Annotated in this window: 15 protein-coding genes; 6 read left to right on the plus strand and 9 right to left on the minus strand. The window is 45.9% G+C overall.

Features of this window, described 5'->3' with window-relative positions; translation table 11 throughout:
• Positions 1-199: 199 nt before the first annotated feature.
• Complete coding sequence (locus MUK70_RS05950; protein WP_234658189.1) at positions 200-529, minus strand: XRE family transcriptional regulator; 330 nt, start codon at positions 527-529, stop codon at positions 200-202.
• Positions 530-970: 441 nt separating this feature from the next.
• Between MUK70_RS05950 and dgoD the strand changes: the two genes are divergently transcribed.
• From dgoD to MUK70_RS05975, 5 genes are all read left to right on the plus strand, one after another.
• Complete coding sequence (dgoD, locus tag MUK70_RS05955; protein WP_234604523.1) at positions 971-2,119, plus strand: galactonate dehydratase; 1,149 nt, start codon at positions 971-973, stop codon at positions 2,117-2,119.
• Between the two features lie 239 nt (positions 2,120-2,358).
• Positions 2,359-3,477, plus strand: a complete 1,119-nt coding sequence (locus MUK70_RS05960; RefSeq protein WP_234658188.1) for a phage tail-like protein — start codon at positions 2,359-2,361, stop codon at positions 3,475-3,477.
• A gap of 41 nt (positions 3,478-3,518) precedes the next feature.
• Complete coding sequence (locus MUK70_RS05965) at positions 3,519-4,580, plus strand: phage tail-like protein (protein WP_234658187.1); 1,062 nt, start codon at positions 3,519-3,521, stop codon at positions 4,578-4,580.
• A gap of 29 nt (positions 4,581-4,609) precedes the next feature.
• The gene (locus tag MUK70_RS05970; RefSeq protein WP_234658186.1) at positions 4,610-5,611 is read left to right on the plus strand and encodes a T9SS type A sorting domain-containing protein; all 1,002 of its coding nucleotides are present in this window, start codon (positions 4,610-4,612) and stop codon (positions 5,609-5,611) included.
• Between the two features lie 10 nt (positions 5,612-5,621).
• Positions 5,622-6,683, plus strand: a complete 1,062-nt coding sequence (locus MUK70_RS05975; RefSeq protein WP_234658185.1) for a phage tail-like protein — start codon at positions 5,622-5,624, stop codon at positions 6,681-6,683.
• Positions 6,684-6,719: 36 nt separating this feature from the next.
• Here the strand turns inward: MUK70_RS05975 and MUK70_RS05980 are convergent, their stop codons facing one another.
• The 6 genes from MUK70_RS05980 to MUK70_RS06005 all read right to left on the minus strand — a co-directional run bounded on the left by MUK70_RS05980 (position 6,720) and on the right by MUK70_RS06005 (position 15,661).
• On the minus strand, positions 6,720-8,567 hold the full coding sequence (locus MUK70_RS05980; RefSeq protein WP_234658184.1) for an outer membrane protein assembly factor BamB family protein: 1,848 nt from the start codon (positions 8,565-8,567) through the stop codon (positions 6,720-6,722).
• Between the two features lie 10 nt (positions 8,568-8,577).
• Complete coding sequence (locus MUK70_RS05985; RefSeq protein WP_234658183.1) at positions 8,578-10,266, minus strand: RagB/SusD family nutrient uptake outer membrane protein; 1,689 nt, start codon at positions 10,264-10,266, stop codon at positions 8,578-8,580.
• A 17-nt stretch (positions 10,267-10,283) separates the two neighbouring features.
• Complete coding sequence (locus tag MUK70_RS05990) at positions 10,284-10,655, minus strand: TonB-dependent receptor (protein ID WP_244784726.1); 372 nt, start codon at positions 10,653-10,655, stop codon at positions 10,284-10,286.
• A gap of 89 nt (positions 10,656-10,744) precedes the next feature.
• Positions 10,745-13,888, minus strand: a complete 3,144-nt coding sequence (locus MUK70_RS05995) for a SusC/RagA family TonB-linked outer membrane protein (RefSeq protein ID WP_244784728.1) — start codon at positions 13,886-13,888, stop codon at positions 10,745-10,747.
• Between the two features lie 125 nt (positions 13,889-14,013).
• On the minus strand, positions 14,014-14,901 hold the full coding sequence (locus MUK70_RS06000) for a FecR family protein (RefSeq protein WP_234658181.1): 888 nt from the start codon (positions 14,899-14,901) through the stop codon (positions 14,014-14,016).
• A 241-nt stretch (positions 14,902-15,142) separates the two neighbouring features.
• Complete coding sequence (locus tag MUK70_RS06005) at positions 15,143-15,661, minus strand: sigma-70 family RNA polymerase sigma factor (protein ID WP_234604534.1); 519 nt, start codon at positions 15,659-15,661, stop codon at positions 15,143-15,145.
• Between the two features lie 192 nt (positions 15,662-15,853).
• Here MUK70_RS06005 and MUK70_RS06010 point away from each other — a divergent pair, with 192 nt between their 5' ends.
• Complete coding sequence (locus tag MUK70_RS06010; protein WP_234658180.1) at positions 15,854-16,852, plus strand: bestrophin family protein; 999 nt, start codon at positions 15,854-15,856, stop codon at positions 16,850-16,852.
• A gap of 24 nt (positions 16,853-16,876) precedes the next feature.
• Here MUK70_RS06010 and MUK70_RS06015 read toward each other — a convergent pair whose 3' ends face one another.
• Both MUK70_RS06015 and MUK70_RS06020 read right to left on the minus strand, forming a co-directional pair.
• Entirely contained in the window at positions 16,877-17,812 is a 936-nt protein-coding gene (locus MUK70_RS06015) for a hypothetical protein (protein ID WP_234658178.1), read from the minus strand.
• Positions 17,813-19,249 (minus strand): MBOAT family O-acyltransferase, encoded by a 1,437-nt coding sequence (locus tag MUK70_RS06020; protein WP_234658176.1) that lies wholly within the window; start codon positions 19,247-19,249, stop codon positions 17,813-17,815.
• Positions 19,250-19,276 lie beyond the last annotated feature (27 nt).

Consider the following 19,276-nt stretch of genomic DNA (forward strand, 5'->3'; position numbering starts at 1 on the left):
TGCGCCCTTCTTCCACGCTCGTCTTGCTTTTTTTATGTTAAAGTCTGCTCTGCCAAAATTATAGGTCAATGTTAATGCCACACGGCGCGTTTTATATCGATGGGTGGAACTGGTTGTCCATGATTGATTTTTCACGGAAAATGAAGCGGTATGGTGCGTGTAAAAGATGTCATATACATTGAGTTTGATCGGAGCAATGTTATTTGTTGCGCCGTTCCTCTGCCAATTGCTTGTAGACATCGCCGAGTTCGAGCTTTAATTCCTGAATTTCCTTATCCTTTTTCTGCAATTCACTTTCGGGAATCAAATTTGACATGTACATCACTTCATCGGCATGCCCAATATATCCAAAAATCCAGTTGGGATGGATATCAAATTCCTTAATTAGAATGCCAAACGCCTCACCCGACAAAGTTTGTTCGCCCGACATCACCTTGCTCATTTTTGCACCCGAGAGTTTTAAAAGCTGCGCCGCAGATTTCTGATTCAAATTTTTCGCTTTAAGAACCGCAATAATTCTTTCTGTCATCTGGCTAAAAGTAATATCTAAAAATTGACTATTGGAAATTAAATTGATTATTGTGTTTGAGCATTCGAACAAATCCCGGAGGGATGGAACATCATGCAGGCCGTTCCATCCCTCTGGGATTACTTTTTGTTACGATCCTATTTTTGCTACCGATATTCCATCCCTCCGGGATTTACATTGTTTACGGTCATGTTTTGCTACCGACATTCCATCCCTCCAGGATTACATTGTTTACGATCCTATTTTTGCCGCCGTATTAGATCCCTTCGGGATTTGTTGGCTTCATTCATTTTTAACCGTGGCGGCAGCGGACATTTATTGCTTTGAGATCTGTGGATAATCCATTCTTCTAAAACCAACCTCATTATAAAATTCCCTACCAAAGCTTTAATCAACAATGGGAATGTGTTTCCTTTAACGCGTCATTAATTATTTATAAAAATGAAAATTAGAAGTTATGAGCTTTTTCAGGTTCCACCCAGATGGTTATTTCTCAAAATAGAAACGGATGAAGGCATTATTGGCTGGGGTGAGCCGGTGATTGAAGGGAAAGCCGCAACGGTAAAAGCAGCAGTGATTGAGTTGATGGATACGCTGATCGGGAAAGACCCGATGGACATTGAAGGGCACTGGAACACCATGTACAGGGGTGGTTTTTACCGCGGAGGACCTATATTGATGAGCGCTATCGCGGGCATCGATCAGGCGCTTTGGGACATTAAAGGAAAGTTTTATAATGCGCCTGTTTATCAGCTTCTTGGTGGAAAGTGCAGGGATAAGATAAAGGTCTATTCATGGATAGGAGGCGATAGGCCTTCGGATGTGGCGATCGCGGCGAAGCTGTCACTCGACAGCGGCTTCAAGGCCATTAAAATGAATGCAACCGACGAAATGCAATACATTGATTCTTACGAAAAGATCGACCTTGTTTTGCTTCGGGTTGCATCTATCCGCGAGGCGGTGGGTTATGCTTTGGATATTGGTGTCGATTTCCATGGTCGCCTGCATAAGCCTATGGCGAAGGTTCTTGCGAAGGAATTGGAGCAGTTCAGGCCAATGTTTATCGAGGAACCCGTGCTTCCTGAGAACAACGAGGCGCTTCGCGAGATCGCGAACCATACATGCATTCCGATCGCTACGGGCGAAAGAATGTTCAGCCGCTGGCAGTTCAAGGAGTTGCTGACGCAGGGATACGCAGACATTATCCAGCCGGATTTATCGCACGCCGGAGGAATTACCGAGTGCAAAAAGATCCTTTCGATGGCCGAGGCTTTTGATGTTGCCGCCGCGCCACATTGCCCGCTCGGCCCCATTGCGCTGGCCGCATGCCTGCAAGTAGACGCAACTTGCCACAATGCGTTTATACAGGAACAGAGTCTTGGCATTCATTATAATCAGGGAAATGATCTGATGGATTATCTGGAAGACAAAACGGTGTTCACTTACGAAAATGGCTTCGTGAACATTCCATCCGGCCCCGGCCTGGGCATTGAAATCAACGAAGAACAAGTGCGGAGAATGGCCGAAGTGGGGCACAACTGGAAAAATCCGCTTTGGAAACATGAGGATGGAAGCGCAGCGGAATGGTGATAAACTATTTGATTTATCTGCTTCTACCGGTTTTAAAATTTGCAACCACTGCTAATGAGATAGGGAAATTCACAAATGAATAGTCGGGGATGTTTCGCTTCAAAACCTTTAAAAAAGTGAAACTAGCCGGTTATTCATCGGATTATTGTAAATGTGCGAAGGTGCGGAATATTACACACGTATTTTAATACCGTGTTGATTCAGCAGCTAAACACATTCAACAATTCCATTTTCCATCCATGAAAAAAGTTGTATTACTTATCCTATCGCTTTGTTGGCACCACATCCTTTGGGCACAGACCTTTGGGAATGTTGGGATTAACACTTTTCATCCTGATCCAAGCGCTGCATTGGAAGTAAGGGCAACTAATAAGGGTGTTCTGTTTCCGAAAGTGTATTTGCAGTCGGCCACTGACAACGCTACCATACCACTACCAGCGAAAGGTTTAATGCTCTTCAATACAAACTCTGCTTTTGGAAAGGCCGGGCTTTACTATAACAATGGCACTCCGATTTTGCCATATTGGACGAATGTGGAGGCGAAGTTAAAGCTGCCTTATTCGGACAAGGTTGCCCATGCAAACACATTATTTGCAGTCAATAATCTCGCAACGACGGCAAGCGTCAGGGCAGTGCAAGGATCTTCTGATCTTGGAATAGGCATTATGGGTAGAACCATGACCGGGACGGGTGTCGCCGGACATAATAGCGGTACAGGCACCGGGGTCCTGGCTGTGAATAATAGCGGACAAGGTTTAGCTATGGAGGTAAATGGGAAAATCCATCTTGGCATAAATACAAAGGCTCCAGCGGCGGGGGATGTACTTACTTCGGATGCACTGGGCTATGCAAGCTGGCAGCCACCCATTGAAAAGTCGAGCGGGGTCGCATTTTCTGCGGTCGGGATACTGGGAAATGGGAATGAAAATATGTCCCAGAATAGCTATGTGAAACTTGCTTTTGCTAATGAAGTTTATGATGTTGGCTCTGATTATAACGATGCTACTCAATCACCTCACAGCTCGTTTATTGCACCTAAATCCGGTATCTATCATTTCAAAGTTGCCGTTCTTTGGAAAGATCAAACACAAGACGCTAACCTTTACGGTCCGACCATCCGGTTGCAGCAGACCAGGAATAATGCAACAACTATTCTTGCCGAAAATCGAGCGTGGGTATACAACTGGGGTGGTGGGTATCGATCCTGCATTGAGATGGATTGTCAATTGCAGCAAGGGGATGTTATAAACACAGTCGCAAGGGCTTATGGCTCGCAGATTGTCCTATTGAGAAAACAAGCCTTCTTCCCTGACAACATACAATCCAGTTTCAGTGGAAATCTTGTCCTCGAATTGTAGCACTTGCCACGTCAATTCTAACTCACCCAATATAAATGTCAATGAATAAATGCACTTTACTTTTGTTCGTGCTAGCGATCAGTGTGAAATCATTAGCCCAAAATGCGGGTGTCAACACCCAAACGCCTCATCCGAGTGCTTCGCTGGATGTGGTTAGCAATAACAAGGGGGTATTGTTGCCTAAGGTTCTGCTTGCATCATCGACAGACCAGTCTACGATACCAAATCCTGCAAAATCGCTTCTGGTATACAAACCGGCTAATGCTTTTGGCTCGGAAGGGTTGTACTATAATCTAGGAGATGCTGACAACCCCTTATGGCAAATGTTGGGTTCACGACTGAACCTCCCCTTGTCATTTACCGACACCAATGCCGGTGCGTTGTTTTATGTCGAGAATACATCTAGTTCATCTCTGGCAACCGGAATTGAGGGTTATTCCGAAACTAAAAGAGGAGTCTGGGGCGCTACGGTATCTGGGAATGGCGTTGCCGGCCTAGCCCTAGGATCGGGGACTGGATTTCAGGCCATTAATACGTCCACAGGACTTGCACTAGACGTTTCTGGTAAATTAAGGATTTCGGGAATAGGACAGTCCCCAGGCGTTGGTAAAATTTTAACATCTGATTCAGACGGTGATGCATCCTGGCAGGAACCTGTGGTAGAAACAGTTGCTTTTTCAGCGACCGGCGTCAAAGGAGATGGAACGATCGGGACGCAGGAAAAGGTCAAATTTTTAGTTGAGCATTATGACATTGGGAACAGTTACAATGCTGTTTTCACAAACCATTTCACGGCACCTTTCCACGGTATCTATCATTTCGATGCTTTACTGCAATATGCTTCGGATGTTAACCTGGAATTTTTCCCAATCACGCAGATTATGCGCACAAGAAATTCCATAACTACAATTCTAGCAGAAGATGAACCTGGGGAAGCAAGGTTTAGTTACACTTCACAGGTTTCAATTGAGTGTGAGTTGCTTCCGGGAGACATCATCTTTGTCCAGGGTAGTAACGGACACCTTGATAATGATCCACAAGCAAAACTCGTCACATCCGATTATGCGGCTTTCTTCAATGGGAGAATGATTCAAAAATTGTAAGACCCACATCTTCCAAACTTAATGCTATAATGAAAGCTAGATGCATAACCATTTTAATGTGTGTATTGTTATTTCAGGTGGATGTTCAAGCACAATTCACAGTGAATGACAACGGTTTCTTTCTTGCTCCTGAGACGACCTTAACGGTTAGTGGCTTGTCACTTACACCATCCGGGCCATTCAGTTTTAGTAACAATGAAATCTCGTATTCAACCAAGCCGATTTGGGGCAACCCGAATGAGAGTATCAAACGAGTTTACGCGATGGGAAATCCCATAGCCTTTAAAGGCAATATATTGATCAGCTATTATGACAATGAGTTGAACATGAATTCTGAAAATTTGCTTCAGTTAACCAAGGCTGGACTGGTTAGCGAATTTTTAGTGCCCACAAACAAGAGTGTGGTCAACCCACTAGAAAACTTTGTGGCCGAAGATGTAGATTGGACAAACATTAAATATCTGACGCTTACAAATTCCGGTAACGTTTTGCCTGTGACGCTTATTGACTTCGACGCATCGATGCAGGAGAACGAAATTGTTTTGTCTTGGAGCACTTCCTATGAATCTAATAGTGACTTTTTCGAAGTTCAGCATAGCGGAAATGGGAAGGAATGGCAAACAATCGGTCGTGTGGCAGCCGTTCAACAAAGTAATGAGGTGCATAGCTACGTATATGTTCATAAATCTCCCTTAGCAGGCAGCAATTTTTACAGATTACGAATTGTAGACCAGGACGGAACATTCGCATTTAGTCGAATCACGAATGCCTGGAAGAGTCAGCTGTCAGTAGTGTTTTTCCCCAACCCAGTTTCTGATTGGCTTTCCATTGAAGTGAAGAGTTTATCTCCAATCAAGAGTATTAGGGTTGTGAATCCAAAGGGACAATCGGTTTACCATACATCGAATCCTCAAACAGGGCACTATTCCGAAAATCGTGTTGATTTCAAGAACTTTCCATCAGGGGTTTACACAATCAATGTAATACTGAAAGATGGATCAGTAAGCACAGGAAAAATCTCCAAAAAATAGTTTGTGAATCATGAAAAAACATATCCTGTTTATTTCCCTCATTTGTGCTGGATATGGCGTGTCCGCACAAAGCGTTGGCATCGGCACAAAAACCCCACATGCAAGCGCTGTTCTCGAGGTTTCAAGCAATAACAAAGGTGTATTGATTCCGACGGTGGCATTGCAGTCTGCTTCGGATAAAAATGCAGTACCCAATCCGGCTAACGGGTTGCTCATTTATAAGCCAGCCAACGCATTCAATCTGGAAGGATTTTATTACAATATGGGTAAGGAAAGCGACCCAATGTGGCAAATGCTGGGCGCCAGTCTTACATTACCGTATATGTCGACCGCCAGTTATGATGGTGCATTATTTTACTTAGAGAACACAGGTAATTCTTTTGCTTCAACCGCCATTGATGGTTTTTCAACCGAGCGCACAGGAGTTTGGGGTTCAACGAACTCAGGCAGAGGAGTAATCGGAAAAAGTTCTGGATCTGGGACAGGTGTGTATGCATACAGTTTAAAGGACGGTGTTGCACTTCACGTAAACGGCCGATTGAAAATAACCGGCCCCGGGTTATCAGCCGGCGTCGGAAAGCTTCTGACATCCGATGCCAATGGCAACGCAACCTGGCAAGCACCGGCTATTAAAACCATTGCATTTTCTGTAAACGGCGTGGAAGGCAGTGGGGCAATTGGCTTTTTCGAACAAGTGAAATTTTCAACTGAAAATTATAATCTAGGCAATGGATATTCCGGAGCTCCTTCTTATAGTTTTCAAGCGCCTGTACATGGAATATATCACTTTGCCACCAGTCTGAAATTTCAAAATGATGGATTAACATTTCATCCATCAGTTAATTTGGTTCGAAAAAGAAACGGGGTCAGCGAAATTATTGGTTACAATAGTCACGAAGACGCAAGATCAAAGTACACGGGAAGTGTAACGATAGATTGTGAGCTGTTGCCTGGGGATGTCGTTTTTGTTTCTGGGGCGAATGGCGAAGTGACTGGCGATGATTCAACTCCAACACTATCGACCACTAACTATGCGGCTTTCTTTAATGGGAGATTAATTCAAAAACTTTGAGATAAGGCATAATACATTATTAAGAACATTGTCAGCCTATTTTGTTCTCAGCAGTGCAACCTTCCCATCCATCGTCGTAACCAGCACTTCGCGTTTACTTATAGGCGTTATGCCGCTGATTAGCCCGTTGGAAATCTTGTGTTTCCAGATCGTCTCACCGCTGCTCCGGTCAATGGCGCAGACCATGCCAGAGTTGCTGGGGACGTAGAGGATGTTGCTGGTTTCAACTAATGCGGTTGGGGAGATTTCGTAGGGTAATTTAAGTTTGGCTTTCCAGCTTAGTGCCATGGAGTCAGCTTTGGTGGAGACGCCGTAGATATCGCCGTCCATTGTTTTAACGAAAACCAGGCTGCTATCCGAAGAAAGTCCGATGGATTCACGCACGCGCACGGTTGGGATTTGTTTACGCCAGATCACCTGGCCGGAAGTTGCGTTGAGGGCCGTCATGAACCTGTCCGGTGCGACAATGAAGACGCGGTTGCCGGAAGCAACGGGGTAAACGGCTGCTGGGGAGAACATTCGGTTTGCGGCGCCATTGTTCCACTTCCAAACCAATGCGCCGGTTTTCAAATCAAGCGCATAAAAATCGTTTGCCCAGCATCCGAAAAATATTTTGCCTTGATAAATCAATGGTTTGGTCACGACGAATCCTTTAACATCTCTGAAATCCCAGATTAATTGGCCCGTTTCAAGGTTCATCGCCCTGAAATGTCCATCGGAACCGCCTGAAAACACTTTTCCGTCAGCAATGACGGGATTCGCAACAATCGGTTTTCCTGCGCTGAATTTCCATTTGAGCTGGCCGGTTTTTATATCAACACAATAAATATTCTTGTCGCTGGAAGTGATGACAACACTCGAACCCGATGCGGCGGGCGTGGAGTATATCTTTCCTTCGGTTTTATATTCCCAAAGCTTCTTTCCCTTTTTGTTTAAAGCGAAGAGCACGCCTTTTGTATCGGAACACAATATGACTTTGTCATGCATAGTCACGCCGGAGCCTATATCGCTGTCATCCTGATAGCTCCAAACCGCTTTAACATTCCTGAACTGATCATTTACCGCATAGGACGGGCGGTGAAATTTCTCCGTGCGCTTTGAAAACTGGTGGTCTGTTAATGCCACTTCATTCCATGGTTTAAGACTGTCTGAGAATGGTTTTTTTATTTCAAATGACGCTTTTCCTTCGCCAATGGTTACAATGTTGTAGCCGCCGATTTCATCCTTTGCTCTCAGGTTGGAGCGTCCCATAACGCCCGGGATTTTTTCAAAATCAAATGCTTTGTTGCTATGGCCGTGGCCGCACAGGATCAGCTGTATATTGTTCTTTTTCAGCCGGTCTAATGCATCGTACCAGTTGTTGAGCGCCGAGTCCTGCGGATAATGGTTGAGATAAATGACGGGCATTTTTGGGTCGGGCAGCTTGCTCAGTGTGCTGTCGAGCCACACCAAATGCTCCCTTGGAACCTGGCCGGGACCCATGCGCATATTGGGCCCCGACGCTGTTCCGAGAAATGCGTAACCTTTGTGCAGAAAATAAAAAGATTCGGCGCCGAAAATTGTTTTGAAACTGTTGCTCCCACTTTCCGACCAATTGGAGTCGTGGTTGCCGGGAATTACATGCCAGGGTTTTTGCAGACTGTCCAATATCGCCTTGGCCAATGTAAGTTCGTCATCGGAACCAAACTCCGTAATGTCGCCGGTGACAACGACGAAATCGAGTGACGGATTAGCATTAATGTCCTTCACGGTCCGCATGAGATCCTCCGCGCCTGTGGAGCCGCCAATGTGCGTATCACTGACGAAAGCGAACTTGAAATTTTGATTTTGTCCAAAACAAAACGGAGCAATGCAGAGCAACAGGCAGAACGCGAAGTATCTCATAATCTATTCGTTATTCCCAGCCCGGATTTTGTGTCAGTTCCGATCCGGCATCCTGGTAAAGCTTGATCTGGTCCAAGGGAATCGGAGTCAGATAAACTTTTGGACTTTCAAATAAACGTTGTGATTCGGGCTTGGATGCGGGGATAATGTAACCTTCCGCAGCGTTGCCTTCGATGATGGCGTCTGTGTCGGGATAATCGGCTTTCTTGATCCACGCGCCTCGATTAATGTCCGGGTTTGCTTTGGTGTCCGAATATTCCAGCTTTTTCCAGCGTGTAAGGTCATTTAATCTGAAACCTTCCATCATTAGCTCGACGCGGCGCTCACGGCGGATTTCCCACAATAACGAGGGCACCGTTTTGTCGCGTTTGGGATCGTCATAAACTTTTCCATTTACAGCCGGTAAGCCACCCAAAACCTGCAACGGCGGCAAAGCGACGCCCGGACGCGCGCGCAACACATTGACCGAAGCATCCAGATCTGCCTGAACAATTCCGCCCAATTCCGCAGCGGCTTCGGCATAGTTGATCAAAACTTCGCCATAACGGATCACCGGGCCGTCGGTCTGGTTCAGCGAACCGCTTCCTTCGGGCAATTCTTTGGTTTCCTCATTCAGGAATTTCAATGTTGCATAGCCGCTCGAAGACGCATTAGGCGCATATTTGCTCACACGCAAGGCGTCGACGAATGTGGATGTAATGCGCGGATCACGGTTTGTCATCACATTTTTGATCGTTTTGTCACCCAGATATAAAGGTGAAACGGCGATAGGCAAACCATCTTTTGACAAATAACTTTCAATGGCATTTTTGGACGCCCCGGATTGCGGTTCTTTGTTGTTATAGCTGTTTAAACTGTGCGTAAGCTGGCCGGTTTCGTATTTTCGATACAAAATCATTTCCTTAGAACCAGCTAATGTGATGGACGAGAACATGGAACGATAATTTTCGGCAACTGTGTAGCGGCCAGACTTAATCACCTCGTTAGCAGCCCATTTAGCAGCTTCCAAATATGTTTTCGCCCTCGCCTGATCGATGTTGTGATATTTAAGATAGGTCCCTTCAAACAAAAACACACGCGACATAAAAGCCAGAACTACTGATTTATTAACAGTTAACCCCTTTTCACCATCATCTGCACGGACATTTGTAGCAGCAAACTGGAAATCTTCCAAAACCTTGTCCATTACTTCTGTACGTGGTTGGCGTGGTTTATAGAGTCCGGCAACGTCTGTTTCGTCCAGCGCCTTGTCGTACCAGGGCACATCGCCGTAAGTCTTTACCAGATCGTGATATTCCATTGCTCTAAAAAACCTTGCAATTCCAGACCAGTGCGCAATGGCTTCCTGTTCCATAGGGACTTTCTGGATGCGGTCCAGGAAAAGATTCGCCTTTCTAACCCACGTGAAAGACCATGTCGTAGAAGTGGCCGGAATGTTTTTGATAAACTGCGTCGGGCTTGACGGGGCGAAATCATCATTCAATGTTTGGCCTGTAAAATATCTGCCGAATGTGAAACCGGAGCCGTAAGCTGCGAAATAATTGGGGTAAAATCCCCAGGCAAAAGTTCTTACATTCTTTTCATTGGTCCAATAACTGTCGTCCGTGAGTGCATCCTGAGGCTCGCGAGTGAGAAAATCTTCCTTACAGCCGGTGATAGCAAGCAGCGAAATGGAAAGGATGAGAAATATCTTTTTCATAATGACTGTTTTTGAGGTTAGAATGTGAGTTGAAGACCCATCGAAATGCTTCTCCGGTAAGGGTACACCCGTCCGAAAGTGGCACGGTCGATCGTGGAATTTCGGAAATCCACTTCGGGATCAATGGGGATATTCAGGTTGTCAAACTCAAATAAATTCTCCCCGTTCACATAAATGCGCAGATTTTGCATTTTGATTTTTTGCGTCAGCCGTGCTGGCAACCGGTAACCGAAATTCACACTTTTCATTCTCAGGTAAGACATATCCAGCAGATATTTGTCCTGGATCAGGAAGTTCTGCGTGTTGTTAGACTGTCCGGTGTTTGTGGGCCGCGGGTAAAAAGCATCTTGCCGTTCGGGCGTCCAATAGTCCATCTGGTGTGCGTACATGGGCATCATTTGGGTTGTTTCCCGGAATAAATATGGAGCCGGAAGCCCACAAATTGCGCTTGCCAACGCCCTGCATGAACACATTCAGATCAAAGCCTTTCCAATCGGCGCCGAGGCGAATTCCGTATTGATAGCGGCGTAGAATTACCGATCACTTTCAAATCTCCGTGATCGTCCAGGCTGCTGCTGCCGGTGAAAATCGTTCCGTCGCCGTTCAGATCTTTGTATTTTACGTCACCCGGGCCATAGAAGAATGTGCCCGCTTCGTGCTTGGTCTGATTGGGAATACCGTCTTTGAGCACGTAATGACCGGCAGCGTCGGTGATCAGCGAGCCGTCTGAGTTTTGTTGAAAATCGTCGTTTCTGAAAAACCGGTCTGTTTCATACCCCCAGATCTCGCCCAGTATTTTGCCCTTGTAATTGCCGTTGACCAGATTTCCGTCGAATTTGGTGATCTTCTCTTTAAAATCAGACAATGACAAGCCAATACTGAAATTGAATCCGCTGGCCAGACTTTGCCGCCAATCGAGCGCAAGTTCCCATCCGGTTGTCTGCATTTGGCCATAATTTCTTCTGGGCGGCGTTGCCCCGAAGCTGCTCGGAAGCACAATTCCGCCCGTGATCATATCGCTGGTGGTGCGTTGATACCAATCGTAAGTTACGGCCAGGCGGTTGTTGAAAAGGCTTGCGTCCAGACCCAGATCAAGCGTGCTGATCTTCTCCCAGGTGAGCGACGGCGGCACGAGCGAGGGCGTTGCCACGCTAACCATATTGCTCGTCCCGATCCACCAATTGGATGCAGAAGACGCCATAGTTGGACGGAATGTTGTGCTGCCCACATCCGTATTTCCCAGCGATCCCCACGATCCCCGAATTTTCAGATTGTCGAGGACGGGTTTGCTGAACGACATAAAGGGCTCGGCAGTAAGAATATAGCCTGCCGAAACGGAAGGGAAAAATGCCCACTGGCTATTATCAGGGAAGAATGATGAGCCGTCGTAACGACCATTCACTTCGAGCAGAATCTTGTCATTAAATGTATAATTGATCCGGCCAAAATAACCCTGCGTAGCCCAGTGACCCCTGAAACCATCCACATATTGATCGCCCGTTGCAAGCGGCAGCTCTCCGTGCGCTTGATCCAGCAAACCGCGTCTTTCGGAGGATTGTCCCCATCTTTTGAATAAATCGAGGTCCATTCCCGCCAGGAATTTGAGCGAATGCTTCTCCAAGTCTTTGGAATAAGTGGCAAACGCTTTGAAAGTATGCATTTCATTCCAGTTGGAATTGTACTTTACACGGTCGTAAGTGGCAGATGTGTAAGCTTCGTATTTCAAGGGCACCCCGTTCCACTGATTCCACGCTGTTATCGTCCCGCCGACCTCGCGAATGTGATCGTTGATGTTGGAATAAGTGTAATTGGCATCAATAGTAAGGTCTTTCGCCAGCTTGAACTGACCGCCAACCGTTGCCCGGATAAAATTGGAAGAATAGTTGATCATATTGGCCTGCTGAACCTCCGTAACCACATTCCGGAATGGCTTGCCTTCATAAGTGCCATACGGGTAAACCGAATGCCAGCGATACAGATAATAAAGCGGGTCATGAGTGGTGCCGCCGAAAGAAAATGGACTTTCAGCCACATTTTTGGACAGTAACAGCCTGGCGTTCAGGCTAAACCATTTGTTCAGATCAGAATTAATGCTAAAAGTGCCGCTATAACGCTTGAAAAGATCTGTTTTCTCTTTCAAAACGCCTTCCTGGCCCATATAACCCAAGCTTACATTATAGCTGGTTTTATCATTGCCGCCTGTAAAACCCAGATTATGATTGCTTTGCGGTGCCCACTTGCGCATATACATGTCGCCAGCATCCCAAGGGCGATAGAAGTAAAGCCGACCATCTTTGATCTCGAAGTCGCGACCAAGCACCATTTCATTGCCCAGGTCCTGACCTCCATATTGCTTTTCCCAATCCCGGATTTTCTGAATGCTTTCGTCTGTAAAATACATGCCCACAGTTCCAAAAGTGGTTGCCGACGGGTTGTTGCGTTTCGCAGCCAGCAAGGCATATTCCGGCCCATCCGCTGCGGGGGCGAGTTTGGGCGTGTTTGTAGGTGTGCTTTGTGAAAAATTGGCGGAGTAGGAGATTTGATTTCTTGTATTCTTCTTGCCTGATTTTGAAGTGATTAAAACAACTCCCCACGCTGCACGACTTCCATAAATGGATGTGGAAGCGGCATCTTTGAGCACTGAAATGGATTGAATGTCATCCGGATTGACGAGTAACAAGCTCTGAATTTCCACATTATCCAGCAAAATAAGTGGCTGTGCGCCATTGCCTGCATTCAGCGAACCAACCATTCCGCGAAGACGGATCTGCGGACTGCTGCCGAGGTCGCCGGTCGTTGTCGTAATGGTCAATCCCGGAACGGCGCCTTGCAGTGCGCGGCCTACGTCCGTCACAGGTCGTGACTGCATGGTTTTGTCCACATCAACTGTGCTCACCGCGCCGGTCAGGTTGGCCTTTTTCTGCGTTCCGTAACCTACAACCACAACTTCGCTCAGACTTTTTGTATCCTCTTTTAATGCAATCGTCAGACTGGTATTATTTCCCACAGGCACTTCCCTGGTTTGAAAACCAATGTAAGAAAAGATCAAAACATCTGATTCTGAGTCAACCCGGATCTTGAAATTACCGTCTTCATCCGTTAACGAGCCTTCCGATGTGCCTTTAACGAGCACGCTTACGCCAGGCAACGGACTGTTTTCTGAATCGGTTACCTGACCTTTGACCAAAATGTCCTTTATCTGAGCCGATGGTGTCCGTCCCGAAGTCAGCGGGCGGTTTGTGAGGCTTTCCAATGCTTCGGGCTGGTCTTTCGATTTGTAAACCACAATGCTTTCCTCTGTTTCTCGGAAAGAGTAGGGGGTTTCGGCCAAAACTGATTCCAGCACTTCTTTCACGCTGGTCTCCTGGAAGTCACTGCTATGGACCTTTATTTTCCGGACTTCTTTATTGTTGTAGGAAAAATCGATCTGACTTGCCTTACTGATTTTTTCAATGGCTTTTTCGAGCGAAACATCACTGAAACTGATTGTGACTTTTTTGCTCATGAGGCGCTGGCTGTAACCATTTTCCGCCAGCAAAGTCCCCGCCGTAGTAACCAACACCCCAAACATGATCAATCCGGCCCTCATGACTCTGATTAGTTTAGTAGTTCTTCTTTTCATAAATTAGCTAGGTTTAGTAATCACTTATTAAACACGGCAAATGCCGGGGTGTGGATCCGTCAAAATCAGCCCCCGGGTTTGTATTTATTTGTGCTGGGCCTGTTGGCGCAGGTCCAGCATTTCTGTTACTGACAGCCCTCTCCGCTTACGATCACCTCCTTTCCGTCTATTTCGTAGCGGATTCCCTGGATGTCACTCACAAGGTCCATCACACTTTCGAGGCTCTGATGGGTACTAAACCGAATGCTGTTTTCGCATTCTTTAAATTTTTGCCTATCAAAGTGAATGCTCACCTGATAGGCATTTTCCACAGCTAATATCAAATCTTCAAAGCGCACTGACTTTAATATCACATTTCCCGATTTCCAGTCGACCGTTTCAGCCGCCTCCACCAGGACTTCTTTTTCATATCCACTGTTTTTTTCAAAAATCACTTCCTGGTCTTTTTCCAAAAGTGCCAGCGGTTCGGCACCGCGTGAAACGGCCACTTTTCCGGTGACAACCGTCACGATTTCGTGGGCTAATTCCCTGTAAGCCTTCACCCTGAATGAGGTTCCAAGCACCCGGGTGTCGAGGTGCGCGCTGTGGACCGTGAATGGTGCCGTTGTATCGCGCTTAACCTGAAAAAAAACTTCACCTTCTTCCAAAAAAACTTCCCGCGTTTCACCGAATTTGGCGGGATATCTCAGAACACTGGCCGCATTCAGCCACACATGCGAACCATCGGGCAGGGTTACTTCCCGCGTTTCTCCCGACGCCGCGGTAATGGTGATCATATCTTCAGGAACGGAACTGTTCAGGTTATATAAGTAAACTCCTGTTGCTGAAAGTATAAGAATTGACGCGGCAGCGGCCACGGCATACCATTTCCGGAAAAATATGTTTCTGGCTTTGCCGAAATTTAATGTTTGATCAATCCGGGCCTTGATCTCGTTTCCGTTCGGTGCATGTTTGTTTTCACCGTCCGTGGGAGGTTCCAGTCCGAGGCTTTTATAGAGGTCGTCAATGTCCATTGAGTGCGTTTTTTAATTGATCCTATAAAATGCGGGATCATAAATGGTACTAATAATGACATGACGATTGGCAAAGACGGTGGTACTATGCCGAGTAGAAATTGTCATGAATTTTTTTGCAATAGCGAAAGCCAGTCGCAAAGCGACGCAACATTGGCAGAGATAGAAAGGAGCTTCGGTGTTGGAATGCCGGAGGCATGTAATGACATCCAATGTGGTTGCATTAAATTAACATGTATTTTTACAAATGCAGTTCTTTCAGCCGAAGCCGCCGGATGGCGTTGCTGATCTGGTTTTTAACGGTTTGAGGAGAAAGGGACAGTTTTTGGGCGATTTCCGAGGTTGACAAATGCTCTTGCCGGCTCAGCAAAAATATCTTCCGCATGTCCGCAGGCAGATTTTCTACTTCCGCCATCAGTTGTTTTTCAATGTCATTACAAGCGACCGCATCAAAAAACTGATTTTCGCTTGCGGCCGTCCTATCCAGGAGACTCTGCTGCACGCGCAAACGAAACACTTCCTTCCGGTTCTGATCGATGAGCCGGTTGGTCAGCATGGTGTGCAAATATCCGATAAATGTGCTGTGAATGGTTATTTCCTGCCGCTTGTTCCAGATGTCCACAAACAGGTCATGAACAAGATCTTCGGCGAGGGAGGCATTGTGTAGTTTTTTGAAACCGATATCATAAATAACCTTCCAATAACGCACATACAGCTCGTTGAAGGCGTTTCTGTCATCTCCATCCTTCAAAAGATTCATTAAAGCTATGTCTGATAAATCGTTCAAATGATTACTGGGGATAATGACGAGATAGGCAGAATGAAAAATTGGACTCTAACTTATACAAACGGGCATGAATTTACAACCACCTGGCTGAATTATCCTGCCAATCAACAATCTTTGTAATTTAGCTGCTTTTCTTTCACTCACCGTTAATACTGCGTTTATCACATGTACGTAAATCGTTATCTGTCTCCGCTCATCGTTTACTATTACTCGTGGCGAATGGTGCTTTTTTCTCTCTTTACGGGTTCTATGGCCATTTTTGTTTATACCTATCTTGGGTGGGTCTGGGTAGCAATTCCCTGGTTGCCAGTGTCCCTGATTGGTACAGCGACCGCTTTTTTTGTTGGTTTTAAAAACAATCAGTCCTATGACCGAAGCTGGGAAGCACGCAAGATCTGGGGCAGCATTACGAACCATAGCCGGTCTTTTGGAGCGGCGTTGAGGGCTTTTGCTTATAGTGATCAAATGGAATTTGCGGACGAAAACGACGATGTCAAGGTGATGATTCACAGGCACATTGCATGGCTTTACGCTTTGAAAAATGCCATGGCCCAACGCACTGCTTGGGAGCATAAAGACCGGGCGAGCAAGCGTCAGCGGGAGGCGTTGCACAGATCGCAAACGCCTTGCGACATTGAAATAGAAAAGTATCTTCCTGCTGACGAGCACAGCGCATTAAAAAATAAGAAAAACCTTTCAACGCAAATATTAGATAAGCAGTCACAACATTTAGCAAGACTCAGGCGGGCCGGCAGGGTGGATGCTTACCAGCACGTAGCACTTCAAAACCTCATTTCCAGCCTCTATGATGAACAAGGCAAGAGCGAGCGGATCAAAAACACGCCGTTTCCCCGTCAGTATGCCACCACCTCGAACCTTTTTATTTTTGTTTTCATGACATTGCTGCCGTTCGGTCTGCTGCCGCAATTCGTTGAGCTGGGAGAAAGGTATATGTTCCTCCTGATTCCGTTCAACATGATTGTTTCCTGGGTTTTCATGTTCATGGAATATGTGGGCGATATCAGCGAAAATCCCTTCGAGGGCCTGCTGAATGACATTCCCGTGGGCACCATCGTCCGCAATATTGAAATAGATCTCATTGACATGCTCGACAACGAACCAACACCGGAGAAGTTACAGCCTTATTATGGAGCATTGTTTTGATTTTTTGAGCCAAAACCTACTCGTTTAATAACTTGCCAGCTGCTTCGAGGAAAGCCATTTTTGCAGGTGAAGGGACACTTGATCCGCTGCTTGCTTATGTCCGTAACAGGTCCAGTGACGATCGTAAACAAAGGTCCATTCACCCTGGTTTTCGGAATCCAGCGAGATCGTTTTAAATCCGGCGGCTTGCACTTCCGCTTTCAGCGCGTCGGGGACCTTTGGGTGAAAGACGATAATTTTGTTTTCTACATTATATTTCTCTTTCACGAACTGCATGAGCAATTTCATGTAACGGGAGTGATCGGGTTGTGGGACCATTTTGGCGGGAGCATGTGCATTGACATTCAACTTGATATCAGTTAATGGAAATCTTTGAAACAAGTAGTAGGCGAATTTGGCATTGTACAGCATCGTTTTGAGCCTCGCGGACTTCATTATTCCTGCAACAACCTTCTGGTTTGTCAGATCAACCTGCGTAATGTCGGAGTGGACCTTTATTTCCCTTACACTTTCAGTAAAGTCAGTTGGGTTGACATATATCAGATGAAGCTGCGGCTTCAATGAATCCATGCTGTTCGCAATTTCCATTGCTTCGATAAACGAGACGCCTGAGCGGGCGGCTTCTACAAAATTCATCTCAGGAACACGCGCTTTGAGCAGCAAATCCTGGTGACAATCGGCGGGATTCATGAAGTTTTCAATGAAAGAATCTCCGATAATTGTAACCAGATTTTCATAACTTCCTGGTATGGTGCCTGTCCAGCCAAGTTCGTTGGTTGCCCAGTTGTGGTTACCGCCTTTCCAGTAGCCCTGCTGTTTTGGAATGTACCGCTGGATTTTACTTGCATCCAGGAAACGTTTGGGGACTTCGCTCGTTAAATGCCAGACCCTTACCACTATTTCACCCAAGACAAACCCGGCCGCGAGGAAAATCAGAAATTTGAATAAGAACTTAGCCATCTAGAATTGAAAATAAATAAACTGCTGCTGTTTCCCTGTAAAAACGAAGATTGCAATCACTATACAGTAATAGAATCCCCACTTGAAGGCCCTCGGCCAATGGAAGCCGAATCGTGCAATGGCGTACGGATGCTCGCGTCCGATCCATTCCACAATAAAGAATGCAGCTATCAAGAGCATTAACTCTCCCCGAAATAGATCAGGCTTTGTAAACAAACTTGATGAAAAAATTCCGCTGATGTATTCGAATGCATGTCTGATGTTTTCTGCCCGGAACAAGATCCATGCAAAAACAGTCATAGTGAATGTTACCAATATGTGAAATACATCGTTAACCGTCGGCAATAAGCGCCCTTTGGCTACAATGTCGATATGCTCGCGATTGCTTTTTGAAATTAATAACGGCAGGAAATAAACAGCATTGAGCGCACCCCAGGCAAGAAATGTCCAGTTAGCACCGTGCCAGAAGCCACTAAGCAAAAATATAATAAAAGTGTTTCGAACTTTCAGCCAGATGCCGCCACGGCTTCCTCCCAATGGAAAATATACATAGTCTCTGAACCAGGACGAAAGCGATATATGCCAGCGCCGCCAGAACTCCGCAATGTCCCTAGAAAAATAGGGGTAAGAGAAATTGCGCAGCAGCTCAATCCCCATTATTCTGGCCACTCCTAAAGCGATATCTGAATAGCCGGAAAAATCCCCGTAAATCTGTATGGCAAAGAAAAATGCACCTAAAAGCAATGTGCTACCGCCATAGCTCTCATGATTATTGAAGGCCAAATTAGCAAGCTCGGCGCAGTTATCGGCAATCACGATTTTCTTGAAAAGTCCCCAGAGTATCTGCCTGAGTCCGTCAGAGGCTTGTGCGTAGCTAAATACTCTTTTCTGCTGGATTTGCGGCAAAAGATGTGTGGCCCGCTCGATGGGACCAGCGACAAGCAGCGGAAAAAAACTCACAAAAACCGCGTAGTCAATCAAGTCTTTCTCCGGCTTGATCCTTTCCTTGTAAATGTCGATGACATACGACAAACCATGAAATGTGTAAAACGAAATGCCTACCGGCAAGACGAGGTTCAATGTATGAGGATTAGCGGAAAAGCCAAGCAGCGAAAGTCCGTCCGCGAACGACTCCGCAAAGAAATTGTAATATTTGAGTACACCCAGCAGTGAAAGGTTAATGGCGATACTTAAAACGAGCCAAAATTTTCTTACGCCTGGTATTTTTGAGCTTCCCATTTTAAGCCCGGTAAAATAATCCAGGGCAATAGAGAAAATGAGAAGGAAAACAAACCGGTAATCCCAGCAAGCATAAAAATACAAACTTGCAATTAACAGGATAATGTTCTGCAATCGAAGACTGTTTCTGGCACAGATCCAGTAAAGGAAAAGAACAGCCGGGAAAAAGAGAGCAAAACTCAGAGAGTTAAAAAGCATTGTCCGGATAAATTTAATAGTGTGTCT

The organism is Dyadobacter chenwenxiniae (assembly GCF_022869785.1).
In the GTDB taxonomy this organism is placed as follows: domain Bacteria; phylum Bacteroidota; class Bacteroidia; order Cytophagales; family Spirosomataceae; genus Dyadobacter; species Dyadobacter chenwenxiniae.